Source organism: Phyllobacterium sp. YR620, from assembly GCF_900104165.1.
Classification (GTDB): Bacteria; Pseudomonadota; Alphaproteobacteria; order Rhizobiales; family Rhizobiaceae; genus Phyllobacterium; species Phyllobacterium pellucidum.
The window spans coordinates 74,077-99,055 of record NZ_FNJP01000003.1; the positions used below are offsets into that span (position 1 = coordinate 74,077).

Sequence of the window (24,979 nt, forward strand, 5' to 3'; positions counted from 1 at the left end):
GCAGCTTTCTGCGGCGCATTATTTTTGCGGCTCCCGTGGTGCAATCACCATATAGTCGCCATAACAATTTCGTGTTCGGCCAATTCTGTGTGTGAGGTCTTCGTCCATGATGCGTCAGTATGAGCTTGTCGAGCGTGTCCAGCGTTACAAGCCTGACGTCAATGAAGCGCTTCTGAACAAGGCTTATGTCTACGCCATGCAGAAGCACGGCCACCAGAAGCGCGCGTCGGGCGACCCCTATTTTTCGCATCCCCTGGAAGTCGCGGCAATTCTCACCGACATGCATCTCGACGAGGCGACAATCGCCATCGCCCTGTTGCACGACACGATCGAAGATACGTCCGCGACCCGCCAGGAGATCGACACGCTGTTCGGTCCGGATATAGGCAAGCTCGTTGAAGGACTGACCAAGCTCAAGAAACTCGATCTTGTCTCGAAAAAGGCGGTGCAGGCGGAGAACCTGCGCAAGCTTCTCCTTGCGATCTCCGACGACGTGCGCGTCCTCCTCGTCAAGCTCGCCGATCGCCTGCACAATATGCGCACGCTGCATCACGTGCCCGAAGACAAGCGGCTGCGCATTTCCGAGGAGACGATGGATATCTATGCGCCGCTCGCCGGTCGCATGGGCATGCAGGATATGCGCGAGGAGCTGGAGCAGCTCGCCTTCCGCTACATCAATCCCGAGGCCTTCAACGCCGTCACCAACCGGCTCGCGGAACTTATGGAGAAGAACCGCGCGACGTTGAAACAGATCGAGACCGACCTCTCCAACCTCTTTGCCAAGCATGGCATCAAGGCCAGCGTCAAAAGCCGCCAGAAGAAGGCGTGGTCTGTGTTTCGCAAGATGGAAAGCAAGGGCCTGTCATTCGAGCAACTGTCGGATATCTTCGGCTTTCGCGTCGTCGTCGATACCGTCGCCGATTGCTACAACGCGCTTGGCATTATCCACACCACCTGGTCGATGGTGCCTGGCCGCTTCAAGGATTACATCTCGACCCCGAAGCAGAACGACTACCGCTCGATCCATACCACCATCGTCGGGCCATCGCGCCAGCGTGTCGAACTGCAGATACGCACCCGCGAGATGAACGACATCGCCGAATACGGCGTTGCCGCGCACTCGATCTACAAGGATCGCGGCAGCGCCCAGAACCCGCATGTGATTTCGACCGAGACAAACGCCTATGCCTGGCTGCGCCAGACCATCGAGGCGCTTGCCGAGGGTGACAATCCTGAAGAATTTCTCGAACACACCAAGCTCGAGCTTTTCCAGGATCAGGTCTTCTGCTTCACGCCGAAGGGCCGGCTGATTGCCTTGCCGCGCGGCGCGACCCCCATCGACTTTGCCTATGCGGTCCACACCAATATCGGTGACAGTTGCGTCGGGGCGAAGGTGAACGGTCGCATCATGCCGCTCATGACCGAACTCCACAATGGCGACGAAGTGGAGATCATACGCTCCAAGGCGCAGACGCCGCCGGCCGCCTGGGAATCGATCGTCGTTACCGGCAAGGCGCGGGCAGCCATCCGCCGCGCCACGCGGATCGCCGTCCGTAAACAATATTCCGGCCTCGGCACGCAGATCCTTGAGCGCGCCTTCGAGCGGGCAGGGAAGGTCTATTCGCGCGACGAACTGAAGAAGGGGCTGCAACGCCTCGCGCGCAAGGAACTCGACGATGTGCTTGCCGCCGTCGGCCGCGGCGAACTGCCGTCGTCCGATGTGATGAAGGCGGTCTATCCCGAATATCAGGACTCCAAACCGAAACCCGCTGCCGAACGCGAGGAGGGCTGGGTCAATTTCCGCAATACGTCCGGTATGATCTTCAAAATGCCGGAAGGCGCGGAAGCCGAGGGCATGACACCTGGCGGTCCCAATGCATTGCCGATCCGCGGCGCGAGCCCGGACATGCCGGTACACTTCTCGCCGGAAGGTGCAGTGCCGGGCGACCGGATCGTCGGCATCCTGCAGCCTGGCGCGGGCATGACCATCTACCCGATCCAGTCTTCGGCGCTGATGGCCTATGACGATCAGCCGGAACGCTGGATAGACGTCCGTTGGGACATCGACGATAACAGCCGCGACCGTTTTCCGGCCCGTATCAGCATATCGGCCATCAATGCACCCGGCTCGCTCGCCGAGATCGCGCAGATCATCGCCGAGAACGAAACCAATATTCACAATCTCTCGATGGTTCGCACCGCGCCCGACTTTACCCAGATGATCGTCGATCTCGAAGTGTGGAACCTCAAGCATTTGAACCGGATATTGTCGAAACTTAAAGAGAGCAAATGTGTCAGCGATGCGCAGCGCGTCAATGGCTAGCCAGAATTGATTGAGGGAAAGATGAACACGAGCGAAGTTCTGGATGTATTCCGTGATGCGGGCGCGATACTCGAAGGTCATTTCATTTTGACGTCGGGCTTGCGTAGTCCGATCTTCCTGCAGAAGGCGCGGGTTTTCATGCATGCGGACAAGACCGAGCGCGTCTGTAGTGCCCTCGCCGAGAAGATCAAGGCGGCAGGGCTTGGCCAAATTGACTATGTGGTCGGGCCGGCCATCGGTGGTATCATCCCGGCCTACGAAACCTCCCGCCATCTCGGTGTTCCGGCGATCTGGGTCGAGCGCGAAAACGGCATATTCAAGCTGCGCCGGTTCGACATAGCCAAAGGCGCGCGGGTGGTTATCGTGGAGGACATTGTAACGACAGGGCTTTCGATCCGCGAGACGGTGACGTGCCTGAAGGAGCTCGGTGCAGACGTGTTGGCGGCCGCCTGCATTATCGACCGTTCCGCCGGCAAGAGCGATGTCGGCGTGCCGCTGGTTGCTTTGGCCGAGTATGAAGTGCCAGCCTATCCCGCGGATAAACTTCCGCCGGAACTTGCCGCAATTCCGCCCGTTAAACCGGGTAGTCGCAACATCTGATCCCTTATTTGGCAGAGGCGACGACGCGGCTTATTGCCGGCGGCGCGGCATATCGAGGATATTGAACCAGAATGCTTTTCAAGAGGCGCAACAAACCTGATTTTCGCGAGCGGCTGCGCCTGGCGCTATGGCCGCGTCGTTCGGTCGGGCGGTCGCTGCGCTATTTCGGCAAGCGGGTGCTTCGGCTTCGGGCGACCCCGCACGCGATCGCGTCCGGCTTTGCTTGCGGCATCTTCGCCGCTTTCATCCCCATTCTCGGCGTGCACATTGCGGTCGCACTCGCCATTGCCTGGCTGATCGGCGGCAATGTTGCTGCAGCCGTCATCGGAACGACGCTCGGAAATCCGCTGGTCCTGCCCTTCATCTGGGCGGCGACGCTGGAGGTAGGCCGGTTCGTCATGACCGGTTCGCTGCAAGGCGAGCCCATGCCACAACATCTCGGCCATATGCTGAGGCATCTCGATATTTCGGTACTGTGGGGTCCGGTGATCGAGCCGATGCTGATCGGCGCGGTACCGCTCGGGCTCCTTGCGGCCGTAATCGTCTATTTTCCCGTGCGCTGGGCCGTCGCCGGCTTTCAGCATCGCCGCAGGCACCTCCATCGGCACCATCACCGGGTTCCTGAGCCAACATGATCATCGGCATCGGCAGCGATCTGATCGATATTACCCGCGTTGAAAAAACGCTGGAGCGCCATGGGGAGCGTTTTATATCCCGGGTTTTCACGCCGATCGAGCGGGCAAAATCTGAACGGCGTAAACAGCGCGCCGCATCCTATGCGAAGCGGTTTGCGGCGAAGGAAGCCTGCGCCAAGGCCCTCGGTACGGGCCTGGCGCAAGGCGTGTTCTGGCGCGACATGGGCGTCGTCAACCTGCCGAGCGGCGCGCCAACGATGCATCTGACCAATGGCGCCGCCAAACGGCTTGAGGCGATCGTTCCAAAAGGCCACACCGCGCGCGTTCATCTCACGATCACCGACGACTTTCCGCTTGCACAAGCATTCGTGATTATTGAAGCGTTGAAAATCGAAGAATAGCCTTATTCAAAAGCCATTGGCTGCATTGCCCCGTGCGCTTCGAGCGGCTAAGAGGGGTCACATTGAGTTTACGGAGATACGACGAGCGTGAGTGACAAAGCTGTTGTGAAGAAATCTGGTGGTCTTGGCGAGACGATCAGCGTCATCGTGCAGGCGTTGCTGCTCGCACTTGTCATCCGGACGTTGCTGTTCCAACCGTTCAACATTCCGTCCGGCTCGATGCGCCCGACGCTGCTTGAAGGCGACTATCTCTTCGTTTCGAAATTCTCCTACGGCTATTCCAAATATTCGATTCCGTTTGCTCCGGACCTGTTTTCCGGCCGCATCTGGAGCGGCGAGCCGAAGCGCGGCGATATCGCTGTCTTCCGCAAGCCGAACGATACCTCGCTCGATTTCATCAAACGCGTAATCGGCCTTCCTGGCGACAGGATTCAGGTGCGCCAGGGCGTGCTCTATATCAATGATGTTGCCGTTCCGCGCGAGAAGGTCGGCCAGATCGACAATCCGGACGTCACCGAGGTCAATCGCCCGGTCGACGTCTACCGCGAGACCCTGCCAAATGGCATCACCTATGACACGCTCGACCTGACGCCGAACGGCATCGGTGATGACACGCGCGAATTCGTCGTCCCCGCCGGTCACTACTTCATGATGGGCGACAACCGCGACAATTCGAGCGATAGCCGCTTCGATGTTGGCTACGTGCCGCTCGAAAACTTCATCGGCCGCGCCAATATCATTTTCTTCTCGATTGCCGGGAAGGCGAGCCCGCTCGAAATCTGGCGCTGGCCGTCGGAACTCCGCTTCGATCGCCTGTTGCACAGCGTAAACAGCGCGCCAAACACCGTGAAAACCAATTGATGAGCCGATGAACCTGTCCGCCGACGCCGTTCGCAGACTGGAAGAAAAAACGAGGCACACTTTTCGCGATCTCGGCCGGCTTGAGCGTGCGCTGACCCATGCAAGCGCTCGACCCTCGGCCGGTTCCGATTATGAGCGTCTCGAATTCCTCGGTGATCGCGTGCTCGGGCTGGTCATCGCCGAGCTTCTGTTTCGCGCCTATCCGACGGCGAGCGAGGGTGAGCTTTCGCTGCGCCTGAACTCGCTCGTCAATGCCGATACCTGCGCGGCCGTCGCCGATGAGATCGGTCTCCACGAGTTCATTCGGACGGGCTCGGACGTGAAGGGACTGGCAGACAAGCGCTTGAAGAGCCTGCGCGCTGACGTCGTCGAATCGCTGATTGCCACAATTTATCTGGACGGCGGTCTTGAAGCAGCGCAACCTTTCATCGAACGCTACTGGAACGCGCGCTCGCGTGAAATCAATTCGGCCCAGCGCGACCCGAAGACTGAATTGCAAGAATGGGCGCATCAGCAGGATGGCGCGCAGCCGATTTACAGCGTCGTTGACCGGACAGGGCCCGATCATGACCCCCTGTTCACCGTTAAGGTTGACGTAAAGGGCTTTGCGTCCGCCACGGGCACCGGCCGCTCGAAACGTATCGCCGAGCAGAACGCTGCCGTGGAACTACTCTATCGCGAAGGTGTCCGTCAGAAGACGCAGGAAGAAGAAGAGAAATGACCGAACAACAACAGGAAACCGGCGTACCGACGCGTTCAGGATTCGTAGCGCTTATCGGCGCGCCGAATGCCGGTAAATCGACGCTGGTCAACCAGCTGGTCGGCAGCAAGGTATCGATCGTCACCCACAAGGTGCAGACGACGCGGGCGCTTGTGCGCGGCATCGTCATTCACGGGCCGACTCAGATGGTGCTCGTCGATACGCCCGGCATCTTCAAGCCGAAGCGGCGGCTCGACCGCGCCATGGTCACGACCGCCTGGGGCGGCGCCAAGGACGCGGATTTGATCCTCGTTCTCATCGACGCCGAACTTGGCATCAATGAAGAGGCCGAGGCGATCCTCGACAGCCTCCACGAAAAGAAGCGCAAGGTCATCCTGGCTCTCAACAAGGTCGACAGGATCGAACCGCCGAAGCTGCTCGAACTCGCACAGGCGGCCAATGACAAGGTAAAGTTCGACAAGACCTTCATGATCTCGGCGCTGAAAGGCTATGGCTGTAAGGACCTCGTGCAGTATCTCGCCGACAATCTCCCCGAGGGACCCTGGTATTATCCGGAAGACCAGATCTCCGACATGCCGATGCGCATGCTCGCTGCTGAAATCACCCGCGAAAAGCTCTACCTGCGCCTTCACAACGAACTTCCCTATTCCTCGACCATCGAAACCGAAAGCTGGGAGGAGAAGCCGGACGGCTCCGTCCGTATCAGCCAGGTGATCTATGTCGAGCGCGACAGCCAGAAGAAGATCGTTCTCGGCCACAAGGGCGAGGCGATCAAGTCGATCGGCCAAGCGGCGCGCAAGGAGTTGATGGAGATCCTCGAGCAGAAGGTTCATCTCTTCCTCTTCGTCAAGGTGCGCGACAATTGGGGGAACGACCCCGAGCGCTACCGCGAAATGGGCCTTGAATTCCCGCACTGATAGCGCGACCATCTTCAGATGGAATGGCATGATGAAGGGATAATCCTCGGGACGAGGCGGCATGGCGAAACCAGCGCCATCCTCGAACTGATGACGTGTGACCATGGCCGGCACCTCGGCCTGGTGCGCGGCGGTCGTTCCCGGCGCATGCAGCCGATGCTTCAGGCAGGCAACCGCGTCGACGTGATCTGGCGCGCGCGCATGGACGAGCACCTCGGCATGATGCAGGTCGAGCCGGTGGCATTCGCGGCAGCGCGGCTGATCGAACAGCCGGTCGCGCTCTATGGCCTCCAGCTTGCAGCTGCCCATTTGCGCCTTCTGCCCGAGCGGGATCCGCATCAGAACCTCTTTGAAATTCTCAATGTCATTGTCGAGCATTGCGACAATTCGCTGATCGCCGGTGAGCTTCTCCTCCGCTTCGAACTGACGATGCTCGAAGAACTTGGCTTCGGCCTCGACTTGAAGTCCTGCGCCGCTACGGGTGGCCACGAGAACCTTGCCTATGTCTCGCCGAAATCGGGACGGGCGGTGTCGCGCGATGCCGGCGCACCGTGGGCTGAAAAGCTTCTCGAAATGCCGCCCTTCATGTCGAGCCCCACGGTGCGCGCCGCGTCGCTGAGCGAAGTCATCAGCGCCTTTCGCTTGACCGGCTACTTTTTCAACCGCCATATCTGGGAGCCGCGGGCGCAGCGATCGCCGGAAGCCCGCGACGGTTTTCTCGCTGCGCTCGGGCGTTCATTGTCAAATGCAACCGGGGCCACAGCGCCGGTGCAGGAAAGGTCGATCCTTCCATGAGCTATGACGACGTGTCTCCGGTCGAGTTCCCAGGCGGTGTCGGCCTGCTTCCGCTCGCCGACCTCGCCACACGCGGCGGCCTCGACATCCTGCAGGCGATGTTGCGCGGCGACTATCCCGCGCCGCCCATGGCCCAGACGCTGTCCTTTACCTTGCATGAAGTTGAACAGGACCGCGTCGTCTTCAAGGGCTTGCCGCGGCCCGAGCATCGCAATCCGCTGGGCGGAATCCATGGCGGCTGGGTTGCGACGCTGATGGACTCGGCTCTTGCCTGCTGCATCATGACCACTCTCAAGCCGGGCGAAGCCTATACGACTGCAGAATTCAAGGTGAACCTCGTGCGGCCGTTGACCGCCGATATGGGCCTCGTTCTTTGCGAGGGGAGGCTCATTCATCGTGGCCGCACGCTTGCAACATCCGAGGCGTTCCTCAGGGACAAGAACGGCAAGCTGCTCGCGCACGGCACCGAAACTTGCGCGATTTTTCCGCTCGAGAGTTTCGTGCGCAGCAAGTAGAGCCCCATGTTCAAAACAGGCAGTCCGATTGTGCCGATGCCGCAAATGCGCGGCAAGTAAGTCACACTTTCCATAAATTTTGTTGAAAACCCTTTGTTTTTCGCTTCTGTCGCGACTTGAGTGTTTGTCGCACGTTGACGGCTGAAATTTTGCATTGATAAACATTGATATTGGGCAGAATACAAAAGTTCTGTTGGGTGAACGCAGTCCGCGCGACTGCCGGGGAGGAAAACATGGATAGTTTCTTGGCGGGCCTCAAGGCCGCTGTCGACGCAATGGGACCGACGGTCCTCTTGCCGATCGTAATCTTTATCATTGCGCTGGTGCTCGGCGCGAAGCCGGGGAGGGCGTTTCGCGCCGCTGTCACCATCGGCGTCGCCTTCATCGGCATCAATCTCGTTCTTGGCCTGATGCTGACGTCGATTGGCGATGTCGCGAAGGCCATCGTTACCAATACGGGCATTCAGCGCGATATCGTCGATGTCGGTTGGCCGTCAGCCGCGGCGATCGCTTTCGGCTCCTCTGTCGGCCTTTGGGTGATCCCGATCGCCATCGTCATCAACATCATTCTTCTGGTGACGCGCCTGACCCGTACGCTCAACGTCGACGTGTGGAATTTCTGGCACTTTGCCTTCATCGGCTCGCTGGCCGTTGCGGCGACCGACAGCCTTGCCTATGGCCTCGTCGTTGCCGCGCTCATGGTTGCGCTTTGCCTGCTCTTTGCTGATTGGTCGGCGCGGGCAGTACAGCAGTTCTACGGCATTCCGGGCATTTCGGTGCCGCATCTCGCCTCGGCGCAGATCCTGCCGATCGCGATCGTTATCAACTGGATCATCGATCGTATTCCGGGCATCAACCGCATCGAACTCAATACCGAGACCTTCGAGCGCCGTTTCGGCGTGTTCGGCGAGCCGGTCATTCTCGGCCTAATCATCGGTCTCGTCCTCGGCGCCATCGCCTATTACAATGCCGGCGATTTCGGCACGGCGCTGACGAAGATCCTGCAGACAGGCATGACGCTCGCCGCCGTGATGCTGCTTCTGCCGCGCATGGTCAAGATTCTGATGGAAGGCCTGCTGCCGGTTTCCGACGCCGCACAGGAGTTCGTGCGCAAGCGCACCGGCGACCGCGAACTTCTCGTCGGCCTCGACTCGGCGATCCTCATCGGTCATCCGGCGGCAATCTCGTCGTCACTTATCCTGGTGCCGATCGCGATCATCCTGTCGGTGATCTTGCCGGGCAACCGCGTCATTCTCTTCGCCGACCTTGCGGTCATTCCGTTCATCGTTGCCATGACGGCGCCGCTCCTCAAGGGCAATGTGTTCCGCATGGTCATCGTCGGCACGATAACGCTTGCTGTTGGCTTCTATGTTGCGAACGCGCTTGCACCGCTATTCACGGCCGCTGCCCAATCGTCGGGCTTCCAGATGCCGGCCAATGCGGTGCAGATTACCAGCGTGGTCGACGGCTTCCTGTGGATACCCTATGTCGTCATCGCGTTGATCCAGAACCTCGGCGTCATTGGTCTCGTCGTGCTTGCGGCCATCATCGCCGCCGCATTCTGGGCCTATCGCCGCAACACGGCCGCATGGGAACGCGCCGCTGGTGCCGACGACGCTGTGGACCAGAACGCCTGAACGAGTGGAGTGAATGAATGGCTGAGGCCTTGTTGAACACGCTTGATCCCGGGGCAATCGTCCTCGGGGTCAATGCATCGAACGACGAAGAGGTAATCCGCATTCTCGCGGCCCGCCTCGAAGGGCTCGGATATGTGAAGCCGAGTTACGCCGATGCCGTCGTGGCGCGCGAAGCCGCGCTGCCGACGGGACTGCCGCTCGGCGGCGCAAACAATGTTGCGGTGCCCCATACCGATCCGCACCATGTCATCAAGCCCGGCCTTGCGCTTGCAACGCTTGCCGAGCCGGTGCTGTTCTCGAACATGGAGGACCCCGACGAGAAGCTTCCGGTCAGCGTCGTTTTCGTCATGGCGCTCAACGACAAAGACAAGCAGGTGGAAATGCTGCAGGAGATAGCCGGAACAATCCAGTCGCCGGAAATCATCGCTGCGCTCATCGCCGCAAAATCCGCGGAAGACGTGCTGGGACTTCTCGGCTAGGTTTGATATTTCAAGGAGGAAAAAGAACAGATGGCCAAGCAAAAGACAGTGCTATTTGCCTGCGGAACCGGCATTGCCACCTCGACCGTCGTCGCACATGCGGTCGAAGAGGCGCTCAAGGATCGCGGCATCCGCATCAACACCCGCCAATGCAAGGCGACGGAAGTGGCCGGACAGATCGACGACGTCGATCTCGTCGTATCGACCACCCAGTTGCCGAAGGACCTCGGCAAGCCGGTCATCACGACGCTGGCGTTCCTGACCGGGATCGGCAAGGCCGATGCCCTCGACAAGATCGAAGCCGCTCTGCGCGACTGAGCGGAAAAGGTTTTTCAAACGAAATAGCGCGGCATCAGGCTTCTATCGCTTGCCGCGCGGCACTTGCCAAAAAGGCGGCGCGCGTCAATCCGCGCGCCCTTGCTGTTTCATCGATCGCGCGCAGCAAGCCGCGTTCGAAAGTGACATTGGCCCGCACCACGCCGGTATCGTTGTCGATGAGCGGCACAGAGATGAGAAAAGCGCCATTCGCAAGTTCCTCGCGAATGCTTTCCCTCGCCATGATTTCGGCGTGACCTGAAGGAGCGGGAAGCTCCATGTCTTCCGCGTAAAGTCGCAGCGCGTCGACTGCGTTTGGCACGATATTGTCAACATCGTCCGAGGCCGAGTAGACGCCGGCTATATCCGGAAACTGGATGCCGTATGCACTATCGTCGTCGTGTTGGACGAGGGCAAAATAGTGGCGCATGGATATTGCTCCTTGTCTTGTCATCAAATCCATCCTGCGTCCTTTGCGATGGAACGTGCCGTTCCAAGCGGCAGGTCCTTTTTGGGATGCGGGATGATGAGGGTAATTTCGCCTTTGCGAAATTTGTGGTGGGAGCCGCGAACCGAGACGAGTTCAAACCCTTCGTCCTTGAGACGTTTGATGATCTTTTTGCTATCGCGTTCCACACGCAAACCCCAACAATGCGCATCTATATACGCATTATTGCGCAAGTTCGTCAAGTTTGGTGCGCATCGAAATGCGCACTACCAGAACAGTTACTCCGCCGGCTGCAGCGCCGGGCGAACGGCGGGCGTTTCCTCGATCGGCCAGTGCACGATGGCCGCAAAAATGCCGAGCGCCACGCCGAGCCACCAGACGGGATTATAGCTGCCGAAATGATCGTAGAGGTAGCCGCCGAGCCATACGCCGAGGAATGAGCCGATCTGGTGTGACAGGAACACGATGCCGCCGAGCATTCCAAGGTGCTTTGTTCCGAACATGATTGCGACGAGCGAATTCGTCGGAGCCACTGTCGAAAGCCACATGAGGCCCATCAGGATCGAGAAGATGATCACCGACGTGCCGGTCTGCGGCAGGAGCAGGAAGGCCGTGACGAGCGCCGAACGACCGAGGTAGAGGAAGGAAAGGAACTTCGGCTTCGAATAGCGCTGGCTGATGATGCCGGATGCGAGCGAGCCGATGATGTTGAAGAAACCGATCAGGGCGAGGGCAAGGACGGCGTATTTCGCATCGATGCCGATATCGCCGATATAGGCCGGGAAATGCGCGGTGATGAACGCGACCTGAAATCCGCAGACAAAGAAGCCGGTCGTCAGGAGGATATAACTCTTGTGCCCGAATGCCTCGCGCAATGCTTCGCCGATCGATTGCTTGTAATGGCTTTCGCTGACCCTGCCGCTCGAGGAATTGCCCCGCAGCGGAATGGCAAGGACCGGGATGATCAGCATGGCAAGGCCGAGATAGACGAGCGCGTCAGACCAGCCAAAGCTCTCGATCAGCCCCTGGCTGATCGGCGCGAAGACAAACATGCCTGCCGAACCCGCCGCAGTCCCGATGCCGAATACCAGCGTACGGTTGGCCGGCGTGACATTGCGGGCAAAGGCCGAAAGGATGATGCCGAAGGAACCGGCCGCGACGCCAAGCCCGACCAGCACACCGCCGCCGAGATAAAGGAGGCCGGGTGACGTCGCCCAGGCCATGACGAGAAGACCGCTGCAATAAAGAAGCGCTGAAAGAAGCAGGACACGCCACGTTCCGAATTTGTCGGCGATTGCGCCAAAGATCGGTTGGCCGGCGCCCCAGAACAGGTTCTGCAGCGCCATCGCCATGCCGAAGGTTGTGCGGTCCCAGCCTTTTTCGGAAAGAAGCGGCAACTGGAAGAAGCCCATTGCCGAACGCGGGCCGAAGGTAAGGAGGGCGATCAGGCAGCCGGCAATGATGATGAGCCAGGGCACGCCCTGCTGCTTGGCGGTCGATGCTTGGGCTTCGGACATGGTATGCGCTCCTTTGAGAGCGCTGAGCATTAGCGCTTTCTTCCATGCAATCAATTGAATTGAGTTGATTGTTGCTTAAATGAGTTTGATGGGTTGGGCGTCCCTGCCTCGGTAAAATTAAGCAAAATGAGAGATTTGGCATATGCAACCTTCGCTAGCGCTTTTGTCGATAAGCCTGCTTTTTCTCGCCGGATGCGCAAGTTCGGGTGATGTCAGCCCGCTGGTGTTCTGCGATCGTCCGACTGATTTTAACGCGAGGATTTTTACCGACTGCACGCCGCGCCTCGGCGGGGACAGTCCGTTCAAACGCGATCAGCAGTATCGCTACTACAACGATAACTACCGCCATCGCTGATGATTGCTTCGACGGAAAGAGAGTGCCTTTTCTTTCGAACACCGCTTGAAGCCAGCAAAATAATCTCCTATGTAACTGCCCACGGCCTTGCCGTTTTTCTTTTGCCCATAAATATGCTCAATTTGAGTATAAATGGGAGGCGTGTTCAGGAGGAAATGGAATATGACCAACCCCGCCCGCATTTCGGCAGAGCGTTCCACGGTGAGGACCGCAGCGGACCGCTTCGGCATCGTCGATATGCCCGATCTGTCATATACGCCCGAGGTCGCGGCCGAGACTGAACACCTCTACCAGCGCGTCTCGCACCACATTCCACGGCTCGAATGGCCGGTCTACGCGCCCTATGTGGCTGCGATCAACCGGCTGAAGAAGCAGCGCAATGCCGTCATTCTAGCGCACAACTACCAGACGCCGGAAATATTCCACTGCGTTGCCGATATCGTCGGCGACTCGCTCCAGCTTGCCAAGGAAGCGACCAAGGTCGATGCGGAGATCATCGTCCAATGCGGCGTGCATTTCATGGCCGAGACCTCGAAGCTGCTCAATCCGCAAAAGACTGTGTTGATCCCGGATATGAAGGCCGGCTGCTCCCTTGCCGAATCGATTACCGGCGCCGACGTGCGCCTGCTGCGCGAGACCTATCCTGGCGTTCCGATCGTCACCTACGTCAACACCTCGGCCGAAGTGAAGGCCGAGAGCGATATCTGCTGCACCTCGGCCAATGCGGTTGAGGTGGTGGAGAGCTTCGGCGTCGACCGCGTCTTGTGCATTCCCGACGAGTTTCTCGCCCAGAACGTTGCCGCGCAAACCAAGGTGAAGATCTTGACCTGGAAAGGTCACTGCGAAGTGCACGAGCGTTTCACGGCCGAGGAATTGCTGGCCTATAAGGCCGCTGATCCGGACATCCAGATCATCGCCCATCCGGAATGCCCGCCGGAGGTCGTTGCCGTCGCCGACTTTACCGGTTCGACCAGCGGAATGATCGGTTATGTGAAGGACAATCGTCCTGCCAAGGTGTTGCTTGTCACCGAATGCTCGATGGCATCGAACATCGAGTCCGAAGTTCCCGGCGTGAAATTCATCAAGCCGTGCAATCTTTGCCCGCACATGAAACGCATCACGCTGCCCAAGATATTGGAAAGCCTCGTCTATATGCGCGACGAAATTCACGTGGATCCGCTCGTCGCCGAGCGCGCGCGGCTTGCGGTCGAGCGCATGGTGAACCTCAGGCACTAATCGGAGGCTGGCCCGATGTCCAATCAAATGGAACACGTAATTATCATCGGTGGTGGTCTTGCAGGGCTGTTCTGCGCCCTGAAACTTGCTCCACGGCCTGTCACGGTGCTCGCCGCCGCTCCTATCGGGCGCGGAGCCTCGTCCGCGTGGGCGCAGGCCGGTATCGCAGCCGCTGTCTCGGAAGGTGACACCATTGAGAAGCATGTTTCCGATACTGTCGCCGCAGGCGATGGCATCGTTGACGAGACCATCGCCCTGCTGATGGCAAGCGAGGCCGCGGCGCGGGTGCACGATCTTCTGGGCTATGGCGTTCCTTTCGACCGCGACCTCGAAGGCCGGCTCCAGGTATCGCGTGAGGCGGCCCATTCGGAAAGCCGCATCGTCCGCGTGCGCGGCGACATGGCCGGCCGCGCTATCATGCAGGCGCTGGTCAAGACGGTTGAAACGACGACTTCGATCCGGGTGATGGAAGGTTACGTTGTCGAGGACATCGTTACCGCGCACGGTTCGGTAAAAGGCGTGATCGCCCGCAGCGAGGCCGGTCGCGGACCCCAGGTGCGGCTCGCGTCTTCCAACGTGGTCATTGCGACCGGCGGCATCGGTCATCTTTATGCGGTCACGACCAATCCGCCCGAGGCACGGGGCGAGGGCATAGGCATGGCCGCTCGCGCCGGTGCGATGATGGCGGATATGGAATTCGTCCAGTTTCACCCGACGGCGATCAACGTCGACAAGGACCCGGCGCCGCTCGCGACGGAGGCCCTCCGGGGCCACGGTGCGACATTGATCAACGACGCCGGCGAACGCTTCATGCTGAAGATCGATGCCGATGCCGAGCTTGCGCCGCGCGACGTGGTCGCGCGCGGCATCTATGCCGAAGTTATGAGCGGGCGGGGTGCCTGGCTCGATTGCACCGAGGCTGTCGGCGCCTCATTCGCCGAAGAGTTTCCGACCGTCTACAAATACTGCCGCGATGCCGGGATCGACCCGGTCGTCCAGCCCATCCCGGTTGTGCCCGCCGCGCATTATTTCATGGGTGGCATCCTGACTGATGCTGATGGCCGCACCTCGATCGACGGCCTGTGGGCCTGCGGCGAGTGCACGTCCACCGGCGCCCATGGCGCAAACCGCCTTGCATCCAACTCCTTGCTCGAAGCTGTTGTATTTTCAGCGAGAATCGCTGCGAGGATCGGCAATGAAGGCGAGGCTTTCGCCGGCGACTGGTCGAAGGGATCGGTCGATCGCGATGACCTGATCGCAGAGGCGGATACGCCGGCAATGACGCGTTTGCGCAAAACGATGAGTGCGAGCTTCGGCGTCATTCGCAACCGGACGGACATGCTGGAAGGTCTGAAAACAATCCTCGAACTTGAGACCGCCAATCGCGACGCGGCATTCCGCAATGTGCTTGCAACGGCCAAACTGGTCGCGGTCAGCGCCTTGCGCCGCGAGGAGAGCCGTGGCGGCCACTTCCGCACGGATTTCCCCGAGGCGCGTCCGGAGTGGCAGCACCGCACCTTCCTGACCTTGGCAGATGCCGACGGCTCAGTCGAAGACATGCGTGAGGTCGCGTGATGGCGCGCCGGCCCCCTGGTACTGCGTTTCCGCCTTCGCTCCCGCAGCTCCTGATCGAGGAGGCCGTACGCGGCGCCTTGCGCGAGGACCTCGGGCGTGCCGGTGATATAACGACCAACGCCACACTTTCCGAGGAAGCCACTGCGACCGCCGTGCTCTCAAGCCGCGAGGCTGGCACCCTGTGCGGCATGGGCTTTGCACGGATGGCGTTCGCGCTGATAGACCCGCGGCTCGAATTCGAGGCGTTCGCGAAAGATGGCGAGACCATTTCGCCCGGCCAGGACATTGCGCGGGTCTCGGGCAATGCACGCGCCATTCTTTCGTCCGAGCGCGTCGCCCTCAACTACCTGATGCACCTCAGCGGAATCGCGACCTATACCGCCAAATTCGTCGATCTCATCAAGGACACGGGGGCGCGCGTCTGCGATACGCGCAAGACCATCCCCGGCATGCGCGCCTTTGCCAAATACGCCGTGAAGTGCGGCGGCGGCGCCAATCACCGGTTCGGGCTCGACGACGCAATTCTCATCAAGGACAATCACGTCGCCGTTGCCGGCGGGGTGACGAGGGCGATAAAGGCCGCCCGCGCCTATGCCGGTCACCTTGTGAAAATCGAGGTCGAAGTCGATGGTCTGGAGCAGTTCGAAGAGGCGCTGGCAGCCGGGGCCGATGTGATTCTGCTTGATAATATGGGCCCGGAACTCCTTGAAAAGGCGGTTGGAATCAATTCGGGCCGCGCGGTCCTCGAAGCGTCCGGCGGGATAAGCTTCGATACAATTAAAGCTGTTGCGCAAACAGGCGTGGACTATATTTCGACATCAAAAATCACTATGGCTGCGCCAACGCTCGATATCGGACTGGACATTGAAATCGCATGAAAGTCATCGCTACGGTTGCGGAGCTGCGCGCGACGCTCAAGGCTGAACGCCAGAAGGGCAAGGCGATCGGCCTCGTCCCGACCATGGGCTATCTGCATATCGGTCATATGGAATTGGTCCAACGTGCCAAGAGTGCGACCGACGTCACGGTCGTTTCCATATTCGTCAACCCGACGCAATTCGGCCCCAACGAAGACCTGTCGACTTACCCGCGCGATATGGACGGCGACCTTGCCAAGCTGAAGGCCGAAGATGTCGATTATGTCTTTACGCCGGAAGTCGCGGAAATCTATCGGCCTGGCGCGCACACGATCGTCGACAATCTGGTGCTTTCGCGCATCCTCATCGGCAAGATTCGCCCCGGCCATTTCCGCGGTGTGACTACCGTCGTCACCAAGCTCTTCAATATTGTCCAGCCGGACAAGGCGTTCTTCGGCGAGAAGGACTACCAGCAGCTGACGATCATTCGCCGCATGGTGGATGATCTGAACATGCCGATCGATATTATAGGTGTCCCGACGGTTCGCGAAGCGGATGGATTGGCTTGCTCGTCGCGCAATGCCATGCTTACGGCAACGGATCGCAAGGCAGCGGTCATTCTGTCAAGGTCGCTGGCCAAGGCGGAGGAAATGGTTGCGCAGGGCCAGCGCTCGGTTCCCGCTATCCGCAATGCGGTGCGCGGCATCCTTGAAGCGGAAAAACGCGGTACGATCGAGTCCGTCGATATCCGCGACGCCAAGACGCTCGATCCCGTTTCAGGCAAGTTCCGGCAGCCCGTGGTCATTCTGCTCATCGTGCGCTTCGGCAAGGTCCGCCTGATCGACCAGCGTGTCATCGGCTGACGTAGCAGGGAGGAGACCCTATGAGCCAGGAAATCGTAACGCGCCGGATCACTGCACCTGAGATTCTCGGTCGTAAGGGCGGCGAGCCGATTGTCGCGCTGACGGCCTATCACGCCAACACCGCGCGGATCGTCGACAATCATGCCGACATTCTCCTCGTCGGCGATAGTCTCGGCATGGTGCTCTACGCCATGGATTCGACGCTTGGCGTTCCGCTCGATCTGATGATTGCCCACGGCCGCGCAGTGGTCCGCGGGTCGAAGCACGGGCTCGTCGTTGTCGACATGCCATTTGGCTCCTACGAGGAAAGTCCGGCAGTCGCATTTCGCAATGCCGCGCGGATCATGGCGGAGACCGGCTGCGGTGCGGTCAAGCTCGAGGGCGGCGTGCGCATGGCCGATACGATCCGTTTTCTCACCGAGCGCGGCATCCCGGTCATGGCGCATGTCGGCCTGACCCCGCAATCGATCAACACGCTTGGCGGTTTCAAGACGCAAGGCCGGGACACGGCGCTATGGCCCCTCATCAAGGCGGATGCACAAGCCGTCGCCTCGGCGGGAGCATTCGCGGTTGTGCTCGAAGGCATCGTTGAACCGCTTGCGGCGGAAATTTCGCGCGAAAGCAGCATTCCCACCATCGGCATCGGCGGGTCACGGGAGTGCGACGGCCAGATCCTCGTCCTTGAGGACATGCTCGGATATAATCCGAAGCCGCCACGTTTCGTGAAGGTCTATGGGGCGGTCGGAAATGCCATCGACGCGGCAGTCAAATCCTATGCGGACGATGTTCGCTCGCGGACATTCCCCGGCGACGAGAACGTGTACCCGTTGAAGTAGCTAAGCGGCGCGGATGATCGGAATGTTGCTGACGTCGACGTCGCGCTCAGCGTGCCAGGCATCGTAACTTGCCTGCATGCGCAGCCAAATCTCTGCGCCATTGCCGAAGCCCTTGCCAAGTCGTGCGGCGACCTCGGGGGATACTGGCTTACGCTCACCGATAATGTCATAGAGGTGCTGCCGCGAAATCCCAAGAAGCTTTGCGATCTCCGTCTTGTTCTTGCCGGTCGCAGGAATGATATCATTCAGTGCGGCACCCGGATGGGACGGACATCTGTTGGGGTCGCGGATGGCTTTATGCATGGTCTTTCCTAGTGATATTGCTCGAAATCGACTGCTTGCGCATCGCCATCCTTAAATTCAAAGGTGATGCACCACGGTCCATTCACATGAATGGTGTAGCGCTTGGGATTAAACCTGCGCAATGCGTGGAAGTTGTAGCCTTGGTAAATTCAGTTCCTCTGCCATCACTGCTTTATCCAGAGTATCGAGTCGCACAAGAATGCGCTTGTGCATCCGGGGTTCTATCGTTGACTTGCCCGTTCGCCACAGGGTCGCCAACGCCTTGCTCTTAAACGTCCTGATCGTGTAAGCGATCTGCTTACATTCCACAAGGCCAGTCAATTCGACGATAGTCGGAAATCCAATCTATTTCTGTGGCTTTCCCTGCGTATCGGCTCCCTCCCAATAGTCCATTTTGGCCGCGCGGTCATAGCCTTCACCCATGAGGCGCACGCCGACGCGTCCCGTCTCGGGGTAAAAGATCACGTCGTTCGGGTTCTTCTCGCCGATGATGATGAAGCGGCAGGGCGCATCGCTGTGGTTGAAGAAGGAATGTCCTGCCTTCTGGCCGGCTGGAAAGCAGATATGGTCGCCGCTCTTCATGCGATAGGTCTTATCGCCAAGCCGCAGTGTCATCTCGCCCGCAAGCACGAACGCCTGCTCTTCTTCGAGCATATGATAGTGGTTGAGGCTCGACTCCATTCCGGGCGCCAGCTCTTCGAGCGCCACGCCCACATGGGTTGCGCCGCCATGACCGGAAAGGTAGCGGAAGCGCGTTCCGTAGCGGCTGCCTTCCGACCATTCCTCCCACGGAACGTCTTCTGCCGCAAAGGGCTCGGAAATGCCGTCGGCATTGATCGATACAGGTTTCGTGCTCATGGGTTCCTCCCTAGGTCCGCCCGCCGACCCTGAGGCCCGCGACGCTGCGCTCTTCGAGCACATTATGCCGGAAGCGATAGAGAGCTGCGGGCCGCCCGCGCGGTTGCGATTGCTCGGCGCCAGTGGGCTCCACCAGTTCCGTGGTCTCAACCAGGCGACGAAAGTTCTGCTTGTGCAGGTGGCGGCCGGAAATCGCCTCCACCGTCTCCTGCAGGGCGGTCAATGTGAAGGTGGACGGCATGAGCTCAAAGACGACGGGCCGGTACTTCAGCTTGGCGCGCAGCCGGGCAATCGCGGTAGCAAGGATGCGCCGGTGATCGAAGCTCATCGAAACGCCGAGCTGGCGCGACAGAGCCGTATCGTTGGTCCGCCCGTCGCGCACGGCTTCCTCGATAAGGCCAGCCTCATACAGCAATTCGTACCGCTCAAGCACGCGCTCTTCGTCCCAAGCGATGCCATCCTCCCCGAACGCGAGCCGCAAGCGGCTGAGACGCGCAGGAACACCGCCACTTTCCGCCCAGCTGCGCAGGGCAGGACGAACCGTCTCGTCGATCAATGCTGGCTTGCCGCCGCGCCAATCCTCCCAGGGAAGAAACGAATACCAGCTGCGCCAGCGCGCGCCTGATTTGCGCAGGGACTCCTTATTGTCATCGGTGATGCGGGTGAGGGCAAGGTAGCCTACCGAAACGATGTGAAGATCGCGATCTTCAGCAGTCTTGTGCCGGCCACGATCACCGAACGTATAGAGTTGTTCGACATAACCAAGCCGTAAGGGGGTCTGCTCGGCGACCCATTCGCGCAGGCCCGCTTCAAAGGTGCGGTGCTCCAGCGGATTGAACGGACCGAATGGCAGCTCATCGCGTTCGATGTCGTCACTGGAAGCTGTGGTAAGGATCAACGGGTCGTTGTTGGCCACAGCCGCAATGGCTGCGCTCAAATTGATCTCGACCGCGTTGGGTGTACCCGTCATACGGAAATGCTCAGGGGCAGGATGAACGGCGTACCCTCGAACGCCTCTTCGCCTCGCCCGATCGCCTTGACCGCATCGACCATGCGGCCTCTTCGCCCGAGCATGTCGTCGGCAAGGGCTATGAGGCGGCTGTTGGGCGTGGCCGATGGCGCGTTGCGGCGCAGTGCCTGCGCCAGGTCCGCTTCGTCAAGCTCCGGATTGAGGGCGAGCGCCGTGATATAGGCGGCCGCGGTCGAGCGCGATATGCCGGCATAGCAATGGATGAGCAGCGGCGCCTGCCGGTCCCAGCGCCGACCGAAGATCAGAAGCTGGTGGATATGGTCTACCGCCGGCAAGGTCATGCCTTCGGCGGGCTCGATGATGTCGTTGAAGCCCAGGAAAAGGTGCCGTGCCTCGGCGATTTCGGCAGGCCGCATTACCGGCGTGCCGGTGTTGATGAGCGTGATCATGTCGCGAGCGCCGAAGCGGATTGCGGATTCGGCGATGCGGGATAGGGGAGAAACGACGATGTGCGGCATGGAGCTAACCTTGGTCTTGTGAACGTCGCCCGTCAAGTTCGGCAAAACGTTGTAAAAAAGCGTCTTGAACATCCTGTGTCGGCAGCGCCGTTACATCGATGCCATGCGGGCTGATACCGCGCGGGCGGCCGAAGAATTGCACGGCTTCCTTTTCGGCGAATCCGGCAAGTCGGGTCGCTTCGAAATAGGCGGCCACCGCATCGGCGCGCTTGATCAACAGGCGCAGGTTCTGGTGGATGACCGGAGCAAGCGCGAAGCGGACATGAATGGCGTGCTGCAGGCGCAATTCCACGCTCTTGTAATCGCCGCCGACCACCGCCTTGAACGGCGAAATCATGTCACCGATCACATATTCGGGCGCATCGTGCAGCAGCGCGATCAGCCGCTGTTCGGTTGTCGCCTCCGGTACGATCCTGCCGAAAATCTCTTCGACGAGCAGCGAATGTTGCGCAACGGAAAAGGCGTGATCGCCGACCGTCTGCCCGTTCCAGCGTGCAACACGGGCGAGCCCTTGGGCGATGTCGACGATCTCGATGTCGAGCGGCGATGGATCGAGCAGGTCGAGCCTGCGGCCGGACAGCATGCGCTGCCAGGCCCTGAGTTCCGTTCGCTTGTCCGTCTGCGGCTTCGCCGGCATCAACAATTCCCGATCACGCTTCCTGCGTCGTCACCGGAAATGTAAAGCGGTGTTCGGGGGGAATGGCAAGGTGAACCGCGACATCTCCTGCCATAATGGGCATGCCGCTATCCATCGCATCCTTGACCCGGTCGATGCGGACAAGGGCGAGACCGTCTTTCGCAACGACTGTGCCGAGGGTACCAATCTCGCGGCCGCCCGCAGTTAGGGGTGTTCCCTGCGCCGGCAGGTCAGCGGTGGCCGCTGCAATCAATATCCGCCGGCGCGCCGTGCCGCGGTGCTGCATCCTTGATACGACCTCCTGGCCGACGAAACAGCCCTTCTTGAACGAAACGCCTCCAGTCTGGTCGAAGTTGACGTCATGGGGAAATGCTTCGCCGAGCGCATAGTCGTCCGGTGCTTCGGCAACGCCGTATGCGATGCGGAGCGCATTCCAGGCGTCAACGTCCGAGCCAGCATCGGCAGGTTCGCCGTACCGGCGCCTGACGCTCAGCCTTTCGGGAAACCGGCGGTCGGTCAGGATTGAATCAGTTTCAGAGGCACTTGAATCGTCATTCCAGGAAACCGTGACAAGCGACTCTATATCCATGGCAAATTGAACCTTGGCGCGAAGCCGGTAGAGTGTGAGGCGCTTCACGAGATCGTCTATAGATGAAGCATTGAGATCAAGGCGCAGCCCGGCCCCGTTGCGCGAAACAAGGAATTCAAACAGGATTTTTCCCTGCGGCGTCAGCAGGGCGCCCGGCTTCAATTCACCTTTGCCGAGCGTATCGAGATCGGTCGTGATAATGTTCTGGAGAAAATCTTCGGCGTCGTCGCCCTTGACGTCGAGGAGCGCGCGTCCACTTAAACTTGCCGATGGCATAGCATTGTCCTTGCCTTTATCGTCCCTGTTACCTAATTCGCTCTAGGCAGGTTCGCAAGGCTGGATGGGAAAGCAAATGGTGCAGATGTTCGACACGATTTACCGCAGCGGTTTTGTCGTCAATCAGGATGGGGTCGGCCTGCGGGATATCGGCGTCAGCAATGGCCGTATCGCCGCGATCGGTAATCTCGGCCACGCCTCGGCAGGCGAGCTCGTCGATGCGACCGGGCTGCACATCCTGCCCGGCGTCGTCGACAGCCAGGTGCACTTCCGCGAACCAGGCCTTGAGCACAAGGAGGATCTGGAAAGCGGTTCGCGCTCCGCTGTCCTTGGCGGCGTCACGGCCGTCTTCGAAATGCCGAACACCAAGCCCCTGACGACATCGGCCGAAACGCTTGAAGACAAGATCAGGCGCGGCCGACACCGCATGCATTGCGACTTCGCCTTCTGGGTGGGGGGCACGCGCGACAATGCCGATCAGGTGGCCGAACTGGAGCGTCTTCCCGGCGCTGCGGGCATCAAGGTTTTCATGGGCTCGTCCACCGGCGACCTTCTGGTCGAGGATGACGAAGGCGTCCGGTCGATCCTCAGGAACACGCGCCGCCGCGCCGCCTTCCATTCGGAGGACGAGTTTCGGCTGCGGGAACGCGAGGGCATGCGCATTGCCGGCGATCCCGCGTCCCATCCCGTTTGGCGTGACGAAATCGCAGCGCTCAAATGCACCGAACGGCTGGTGCGCATCGCCAGGGAAACCCGGGCGCGCATCCATGTCCTGCATATATCGACGGCCGAGGAAATCGAATTCCTCAAGGATCACAAGGATGTGGCAAGCTGCGAGGCGACGCCGCATCATTTGACGCTCGAGGCGAGCCAGTATGCGACGCTCGGCACGCTGCTGCAGATGAATCCGCCGGTCCGCGATACCCGGCACCGCGATGGCGTTTGGTCAGGCATCACGCAGGGTATCGTCGACGTTCTCGGCTCCGACCATGCGCCGCATACGCTTGAGGAAAAGTCGAAACCCTATCCGGCGTCCCCGTCGGGCATGACGGGCGTTCAGACACTCGTACCTATCATGCTCGACCATGTGAACGAGGGGCGCATGTCGATCGAGCGCTTCGTTGACTTGACCTCGCACGGTCCGAACCGGCTGTTCGGCATGGCGCGCAAAGGCCGCATCGCCGTCGGATATGACGCGGATCTGACGATCGTCGACATGAAGCGGCGCGAGACGATCACCAATGCGAACGTCGGCTCCAAGGCGGGCTGGACGCCCTATGACGGCAAGATCGTCACCGGCTGGCCGGTCGGAACAGTCGTTCGCGGCCAAAGGGTGATGTGGGAGGGCGAGATCGTCACGCCATCCACAGGTGAACCTGTGCTTTTCGGTGAGGCGCTGCCTCGGTAACGAGCGTTGCATTGTGCTGAGGCTCCATTCTTCTCCGTCATCCTCGGGCCCAACCCGAGGATCTATTCTGTACCACTGTGCAGGTGGGTCCTCGTGGGTCCCGGAACAAGTGCCCCGCGGACGACGGCGGTAAGGGTTGGCGCAAAACGCACCACCTCCAGCCTTCAAGCACTCCCGCCCGGAATTGCCTGCGCAAACTGCAGGTGGCGCAGTTTCTCCGGATTGCGGACAATATAGATCGCCTTGATCTTCCCGTCCTCGATTTCGAGCGCCGTGGTTTGCGGCAGTCCGTCGAATTCCGTGGTCACAAAGCCGGGAAGGCCGTCGATCAGGCCCTCATACAATAGCGGCGAGAACCGATAGCCGGCGGTCCGCCCGATGCCGTCGAAGAAGCGTCCGACCTTTGCCCGCGAATAGATTGGATTGATCGTGGATGTGCGGTTGCCGCCGCCATCGGCATACATGACGACGTCATCGGCGAGAAGCGCCTGCAGTGCCTGCATGTCGCCGCTGCGCGATGCATTGTAGAAGGCTTGGGCGATATTCTTGCCCTGTTCGTCGGAAACGGGAAAGCGCGGCTTTGCTTGCTGAACATGGGTGCGGGCCCGGCTCGCCAGCTGGCGGCAGCTTGCCGGATCGCGGCCTATCGCCTGCGCCACCTCATTGAAATCCTGGCCGAAAACATCGTGCAGCAGGAACGCCGCCCGTTCCAGCGGCGACAGCCGCTCCAGCGCCATCATCAGCGTCAGCGTTATATCGGCATCCGTCTCCTCTTCGCTCGGATCAAATATCGGTTCAGGCAGCCAGCTTCCCACATAGGTCTCCCGTCTAACACGTGCAGATTTGAGGTGGTCGAGGCAAAGCCTCGTGACGATGCGAACCAGGAAGGCTTCCTCGCTCCTTACCTCCGAGCGATCGGCCTGGTGCCAGCGAATGAAACCTTCCTGGACAATATCCTCCGCCTCCGCGACCGATCCGAGCATGCGATAGGCAATGCGGATCAGTCGCGGTCTGAGGCGATTGAATATACTTGACGTGGCTTCAGGCTGCTGCGGCACTATCTTTCGACACCGGATGCACCGACCGGAATCCGATGGCGAGCCGGTTCCAACCGTTGATGGTAACAATGAGCATGCTCAGTTTGACGATCTCCTCTTCGCTGAACTGCGTCTTCAATTCCTCATAGACATTATCCGGTGCGTGCGTCTTGGCAATCAGCGTCAATGCTTCAGTCCAGGCGAGGGCGGCGCGTTCGCGCTCGCTATAAAGCGGCGACTCGCGCCAGGCGTCGAGCAGATAGAGGCGCTGTTCGGTCTCGCCGCGCTTGCGCGCATCCTTCGAATGCATGTCGAGGCAGAAGGCGCAGCCATTGACCTGCGAGGCACGCATCTTGACGAGTTCGATAAGGCTCATCTCGAGCCCGCTGGAAACGGCGCTCTTCTCCATCTCGATCATGGGCTTTATTGCGTCGTGGTTGTAGGGGTTCAGTCTCGGTTTCATCATTGGTCTCCTTGTGCGGCATTGCGTTGCCTGA

Annotated in this window: 30 protein-coding genes and 1 pseudogene; 19 read left to right on the top strand and 12 right to left on the bottom strand. The window is 60.0% G+C overall.

The window, feature by feature from the left end:
• The first annotated feature begins 106 nt into the window (after positions 1-106).
• From BLR72_RS12080 to BLR72_RS12135, 12 genes are all read left to right on the top strand, one after another.
• Positions 107-2,323, top strand: a complete 2,217-nt coding sequence (locus BLR72_RS12080) for a RelA/SpoT family protein (protein WP_091948855.1) — start codon at positions 107-109, stop codon at positions 2,321-2,323.
• Positions 2,324-2,344: 21 nt separating this feature from the next.
• Entirely contained in the window at positions 2,345-2,923 is a 579-nt protein-coding gene (pyrE, locus tag BLR72_RS12085) for an orotate phosphoribosyltransferase (RefSeq protein ID WP_091919124.1), read from the top strand.
• A gap of 71 nt (positions 2,924-2,994) precedes the next feature.
• The gene (locus BLR72_RS12090; protein WP_027229859.1) at positions 2,995-3,558 is read left to right on the top strand and encodes a DUF2062 domain-containing protein; all 564 of its coding nucleotides are present in this window, start codon (positions 2,995-2,997) and stop codon (positions 3,556-3,558) included.
• Entirely contained in the window at positions 3,555-3,959 is a 405-nt protein-coding gene (gene acpS, locus BLR72_RS12095; protein WP_091948858.1) for a holo-ACP synthase, read from the top strand. The genes BLR72_RS12090 and acpS overlap by 4 nt, the downstream gene beginning before the upstream one ends.
• An 87-nt stretch (positions 3,960-4,046) precedes the next feature.
• Entirely contained in the window at positions 4,047-4,820 is a 774-nt protein-coding gene (lepB, locus tag BLR72_RS12100; protein ID WP_027229857.1) for a signal peptidase I, read from the top strand.
• A 7-nt stretch (positions 4,821-4,827) separates the two neighbouring features.
• The gene (gene rnc / locus BLR72_RS12105) at positions 4,828-5,541 is read left to right on the top strand and encodes a ribonuclease III (protein ID WP_027229856.1); all 714 of its coding nucleotides are present in this window, start codon (positions 4,828-4,830) and stop codon (positions 5,539-5,541) included.
• Positions 5,538-6,458, top strand: coding sequence for a GTPase Era (gene era / locus BLR72_RS12110; RefSeq protein WP_091948861.1), 921 nt, complete (start codon positions 5,538-5,540; stop codon positions 6,456-6,458). Before rnc ends, era begins: the two co-directional genes overlap by 4 nt.
• Before the next feature lie 18 nt (positions 6,459-6,476).
• The gene (recO, locus tag BLR72_RS12115; protein ID WP_091948863.1) at positions 6,477-7,253 is read left to right on the top strand and encodes a DNA repair protein RecO; all 777 of its coding nucleotides are present in this window, start codon (positions 6,477-6,479) and stop codon (positions 7,251-7,253) included.
• Entirely contained in the window at positions 7,250-7,768 is a 519-nt protein-coding gene (locus BLR72_RS12120) for a PaaI family thioesterase (protein WP_091919117.1), read from the top strand. The genes recO and BLR72_RS12120 overlap by 4 nt, the downstream gene beginning before the upstream one ends.
• A 233-nt stretch (positions 7,769-8,001) precedes the next feature.
• Positions 8,002-9,405: a PTS galactitol transporter subunit IIC gene (locus BLR72_RS12125; protein ID WP_027229852.1), complete on the top strand. Its 1,404-nt coding sequence runs from the start codon at positions 8,002-8,004 to the stop codon at positions 9,403-9,405.
• A gap of 17 nt (positions 9,406-9,422) precedes the next feature.
• The gene (locus BLR72_RS12130; RefSeq protein ID WP_091948866.1) at positions 9,423-9,884 is read left to right on the top strand and encodes a PTS sugar transporter subunit IIA; all 462 of its coding nucleotides are present in this window, start codon (positions 9,423-9,425) and stop codon (positions 9,882-9,884) included.
• A gap of 30 nt (positions 9,885-9,914) precedes the next feature.
• The gene (locus BLR72_RS12135; RefSeq protein ID WP_027229850.1) at positions 9,915-10,202 is read left to right on the top strand and encodes a PTS sugar transporter subunit IIB; all 288 of its coding nucleotides are present in this window, start codon (positions 9,915-9,917) and stop codon (positions 10,200-10,202) included.
• Positions 10,203-10,236: 34 nt separating this feature from the next.
• On the opposite strand, the gene BLR72_RS12140 is transcribed toward BLR72_RS12135, so the two are convergent.
• The 3 genes from BLR72_RS12140 to BLR72_RS12150 form a co-directional block, all read right to left on the bottom strand.
• A complete protein-coding gene (locus tag BLR72_RS12140; protein ID WP_091948869.1) occupies positions 10,237-10,629 on the bottom strand; it encodes a type II toxin-antitoxin system HicB family antitoxin in 393 nt (130 codons plus the stop codon).
• 23 nt (positions 10,630-10,652) lie between these two features.
• Positions 10,653-10,835 carry a type II toxin-antitoxin system HicA family toxin gene (locus BLR72_RS12145; RefSeq protein ID WP_091948872.1) on the bottom strand — a complete coding sequence of 61 codons (183 nt, stop codon included), beginning with the start codon at positions 10,833-10,835 and terminating at the stop codon, positions 10,653-10,655.
• A 90-nt stretch (positions 10,836-10,925) separates the two neighbouring features.
• Positions 10,926-12,164, bottom strand: coding sequence for an MFS transporter (locus tag BLR72_RS12150; RefSeq protein ID WP_091949570.1), 1,239 nt, complete (start codon positions 12,162-12,164; stop codon positions 10,926-10,928).
• A 142-nt stretch (positions 12,165-12,306) separates the two neighbouring features.
• Here BLR72_RS12150 and BLR72_RS12155 point away from each other — a divergent pair, with 142 nt between their 5' ends.
• The 6 genes from BLR72_RS12155 to panB all read left to right on the top strand — a co-directional run bounded on the left by BLR72_RS12155 (position 12,307) and on the right by panB (position 17,886).
• Positions 12,307-12,519 carry a hypothetical protein gene (locus tag BLR72_RS12155; RefSeq protein WP_091948875.1) on the top strand — a complete coding sequence of 71 codons (213 nt, stop codon included), beginning with the start codon at positions 12,307-12,309 and terminating at the stop codon, positions 12,517-12,519.
• 162 nt (positions 12,520-12,681) lie between these two features.
• Positions 12,682-13,755 carry a quinolinate synthase NadA gene (gene nadA / locus BLR72_RS12160; RefSeq protein ID WP_091948877.1) on the top strand — a complete coding sequence of 358 codons (1,074 nt, stop codon included), beginning with the start codon at positions 12,682-12,684 and terminating at the stop codon, positions 13,753-13,755.
• Between the two features lie 15 nt (positions 13,756-13,770).
• A complete protein-coding gene (locus tag BLR72_RS12165; protein WP_091948879.1) occupies positions 13,771-15,330 on the top strand; it encodes an L-aspartate oxidase in 1,560 nt (519 codons plus the stop codon).
• The gene (gene nadC, locus BLR72_RS12170) at positions 15,330-16,208 is read left to right on the top strand and encodes a carboxylating nicotinate-nucleotide diphosphorylase (RefSeq protein ID WP_091948882.1); all 879 of its coding nucleotides are present in this window, start codon (positions 15,330-15,332) and stop codon (positions 16,206-16,208) included. The genes BLR72_RS12165 and nadC overlap by 1 nt, the downstream gene beginning before the upstream one ends.
• On the top strand, positions 16,205-17,050 hold the full coding sequence (gene panC, locus BLR72_RS12175) for a pantoate--beta-alanine ligase (RefSeq protein ID WP_091948885.1): 846 nt from the start codon (positions 16,205-16,207) through the stop codon (positions 17,048-17,050). The genes nadC and panC overlap by 4 nt, the downstream gene beginning before the upstream one ends.
• A gap of 20 nt (positions 17,051-17,070) precedes the next feature.
• On the top strand, positions 17,071-17,886 hold the full coding sequence (panB, locus tag BLR72_RS12180) for a 3-methyl-2-oxobutanoate hydroxymethyltransferase (protein ID WP_091948887.1): 816 nt from the start codon (positions 17,071-17,073) through the stop codon (positions 17,884-17,886).
• On the opposite strand, the gene BLR72_RS12185 is transcribed toward panB, so the two are convergent.
• The 7 genes and pseudogenes from BLR72_RS12185 to BLR72_RS12215 all read right to left on the bottom strand — a co-directional run bounded on the left by BLR72_RS12185 (position 17,887) and on the right by BLR72_RS12215 (position 22,037).
• On the bottom strand, positions 17,887-18,189 hold the full coding sequence (locus BLR72_RS12185; protein WP_091948890.1) for a HigA family addiction module antitoxin: 303 nt from the start codon (positions 18,187-18,189) through the stop codon (positions 17,887-17,889).
• 8 nt (positions 18,190-18,197) lie between these two features.
• Positions 18,198-18,471, bottom strand: a pseudogene (locus BLR72_RS12190) (type II toxin-antitoxin system RelE/ParE family toxin).
• A 63-nt stretch (positions 18,472-18,534) separates the two neighbouring features.
• Positions 18,535-19,047: a cupin domain-containing protein gene (locus BLR72_RS12195; RefSeq protein WP_091948893.1), complete on the bottom strand. Its 513-nt coding sequence runs from the start codon at positions 19,045-19,047 to the stop codon at positions 18,535-18,537.
• A 10-nt stretch (positions 19,048-19,057) separates the two neighbouring features.
• Positions 19,058-20,017: an NUDIX hydrolase gene (locus tag BLR72_RS12200; RefSeq protein ID WP_091919103.1), complete on the bottom strand. Its 960-nt coding sequence runs from the start codon at positions 20,015-20,017 to the stop codon at positions 19,058-19,060.
• Positions 20,014-20,535, bottom strand: coding sequence for a tyrosine phosphatase family protein (locus BLR72_RS12205; protein WP_027229836.1), 522 nt, complete (start codon positions 20,533-20,535; stop codon positions 20,014-20,016). The genes BLR72_RS12200 and BLR72_RS12205 overlap by 4 nt, the downstream gene beginning before the upstream one ends.
• Before the next feature lie 4 nt (positions 20,536-20,539).
• Entirely contained in the window at positions 20,540-21,172 is a 633-nt protein-coding gene (locus BLR72_RS12210; protein ID WP_091948897.1) for a YfbR-like 5'-deoxynucleotidase, read from the bottom strand.
• Between the two features lie 13 nt (positions 21,173-21,185).
• Entirely contained in the window at positions 21,186-22,037 is an 852-nt protein-coding gene (locus tag BLR72_RS12215; protein WP_091948899.1) for a CAF17-like 4Fe-4S cluster assembly/insertion protein YgfZ, read from the bottom strand.
• A 76-nt stretch (positions 22,038-22,113) separates the two neighbouring features.
• On the opposite strand from BLR72_RS12215, the gene BLR72_RS12220 reads away from it, so the two are divergent.
• The gene (locus tag BLR72_RS12220) at positions 22,114-23,445 is read left to right on the top strand and encodes a dihydroorotase (protein ID WP_091948902.1); all 1,332 of its coding nucleotides are present in this window, start codon (positions 22,114-22,116) and stop codon (positions 23,443-23,445) included.
• Positions 23,446-23,609: 164 nt separating this feature from the next.
• Here BLR72_RS12220 and BLR72_RS12225 read toward each other — a convergent pair whose 3' ends face one another.
• Both BLR72_RS12225 and BLR72_RS12230 read right to left on the bottom strand, forming a co-directional pair.
• Complete coding sequence (locus BLR72_RS12225; protein WP_244506701.1) at positions 23,610-24,428, bottom strand: sigma-70 family RNA polymerase sigma factor; 819 nt, start codon at positions 24,426-24,428, stop codon at positions 23,610-23,612.
• Between the two features lie 58 nt (positions 24,429-24,486).
• Positions 24,487-24,945, bottom strand: a complete 459-nt coding sequence (locus BLR72_RS12230) for a carboxymuconolactone decarboxylase family protein (RefSeq protein WP_091948905.1) — start codon at positions 24,943-24,945, stop codon at positions 24,487-24,489.
• Between the last annotated feature and the right edge of the window lie 34 nt (positions 24,946-24,979).

Excerpts from the sequence above, each read along its gene's own strand:
- BLR72_RS12090 (WP_027229859.1), top strand. The coding sequence starts at position 2,995 with ATGCTTTTCAAGAGGCGCAACAAACCTGATTTTCGCGAGCGGCTGCGC.
- BLR72_RS12165 (WP_091948879.1), top strand. The coding sequence starts at position 13,771 with ATGTCCAATCAAATGGAACACGTAATTATCATCGGTGGTGGTCTTGCA.
- BLR72_RS12200 (WP_091919103.1), bottom strand. The coding sequence starts at position 20,017 with ATGACGGGTACACCCAACGCGGTCGAGATCAATTTGAGCGCAGCCATT.
- BLR72_RS12135 (WP_027229850.1), top strand. The coding sequence starts at position 9,915 with ATGGCCAAGCAAAAGACAGTGCTATTTGCCTGCGGAACCGGCATTGCC.
- pyrE (WP_091919124.1), top strand. The coding sequence starts at position 2,345 with ATGAACACGAGCGAAGTTCTGGATGTATTCCGTGATGCGGGCGCGATA.
- era (WP_091948861.1), top strand. The coding sequence starts at position 5,538 with ATGACCGAACAACAACAGGAAACCGGCGTACCGACGCGTTCAGGATTC.
- BLR72_RS12130 (WP_091948866.1), top strand. The coding sequence starts at position 9,423 with ATGGCTGAGGCCTTGTTGAACACGCTTGATCCCGGGGCAATCGTCCTC.
- BLR72_RS12220 (WP_091948902.1), top strand. The coding sequence starts at position 22,114 with ATGGTGCAGATGTTCGACACGATTTACCGCAGCGGTTTTGTCGTCAAT.
- rnc (WP_027229856.1), top strand. The coding sequence starts at position 4,828 with ATGAACCTGTCCGCCGACGCCGTTCGCAGACTGGAAGAAAAAACGAGG.
- BLR72_RS12210 (WP_091948897.1), bottom strand. The coding sequence starts at position 21,172 with ATGCCGGCGAAGCCGCAGACGGACAAGCGAACGGAACTCAGGGCCTGG.
- panB (WP_091948887.1), top strand. The coding sequence starts at position 17,071 with ATGAGCCAGGAAATCGTAACGCGCCGGATCACTGCACCTGAGATTCTC.
- BLR72_RS12185 (WP_091948890.1), bottom strand. The coding sequence starts at position 18,189 with ATGCATAAAGCCATCCGCGACCCCAACAGATGTCCGTCCCATCCGGGT.
- BLR72_RS12205 (WP_027229836.1), bottom strand. The coding sequence starts at position 20,535 with ATGCCGCACATCGTCGTTTCTCCCCTATCCCGCATCGCCGAATCCGCA.
- acpS (WP_091948858.1), top strand. The coding sequence starts at position 3,555 with ATGATCATCGGCATCGGCAGCGATCTGATCGATATTACCCGCGTTGAA.
- BLR72_RS12125 (WP_027229852.1), top strand. The coding sequence starts at position 8,002 with ATGGATAGTTTCTTGGCGGGCCTCAAGGCCGCTGTCGACGCAATGGGA.
- recO (WP_091948863.1), top strand. The coding sequence starts at position 6,477 with ATGGAATGGCATGATGAAGGGATAATCCTCGGGACGAGGCGGCATGGC.
- BLR72_RS12225 (WP_244506701.1), bottom strand. The coding sequence starts at position 24,428 with ATGCTCGGATCGGTCGCGGAGGCGGAGGATATTGTCCAGGAAGGTTTC.
- BLR72_RS12195 (WP_091948893.1), bottom strand. The coding sequence starts at position 19,047 with ATGAGCACGAAACCTGTATCGATCAATGCCGACGGCATTTCCGAGCCC.
- BLR72_RS12140 (WP_091948869.1), bottom strand. The coding sequence starts at position 10,629 with ATGCGCCACTATTTTGCCCTCGTCCAACACGACGACGATAGTGCATAC.
- BLR72_RS12215 (WP_091948899.1), bottom strand. The coding sequence starts at position 22,037 with ATGCCATCGGCAAGTTTAAGTGGACGCGCGCTCCTCGACGTCAAGGGC.
- nadC (WP_091948882.1), top strand. The coding sequence starts at position 15,330 with ATGGCGCGCCGGCCCCCTGGTACTGCGTTTCCGCCTTCGCTCCCGCAG.
- BLR72_RS12120 (WP_091919117.1), top strand. The coding sequence starts at position 7,250 with ATGAGCTATGACGACGTGTCTCCGGTCGAGTTCCCAGGCGGTGTCGGC.
- nadA (WP_091948877.1), top strand. The coding sequence starts at position 12,682 with ATGACCAACCCCGCCCGCATTTCGGCAGAGCGTTCCACGGTGAGGACC.
- BLR72_RS12155 (WP_091948875.1), top strand. The coding sequence starts at position 12,307 with ATGCAACCTTCGCTAGCGCTTTTGTCGATAAGCCTGCTTTTTCTCGCC.
- panC (WP_091948885.1), top strand. The coding sequence starts at position 16,205 with ATGAAAGTCATCGCTACGGTTGCGGAGCTGCGCGCGACGCTCAAGGCT.
- BLR72_RS12080 (WP_091948855.1), top strand. The coding sequence starts at position 107 with ATGATGCGTCAGTATGAGCTTGTCGAGCGTGTCCAGCGTTACAAGCCT.
- BLR72_RS12230 (WP_091948905.1), bottom strand. The coding sequence starts at position 24,945 with ATGAAACCGAGACTGAACCCCTACAACCACGACGCAATAAAGCCCATG.
- BLR72_RS12150 (WP_091949570.1), bottom strand. The coding sequence starts at position 12,164 with ATGTCCGAAGCCCAAGCATCGACCGCCAAGCAGCAGGGCGTGCCCTGG.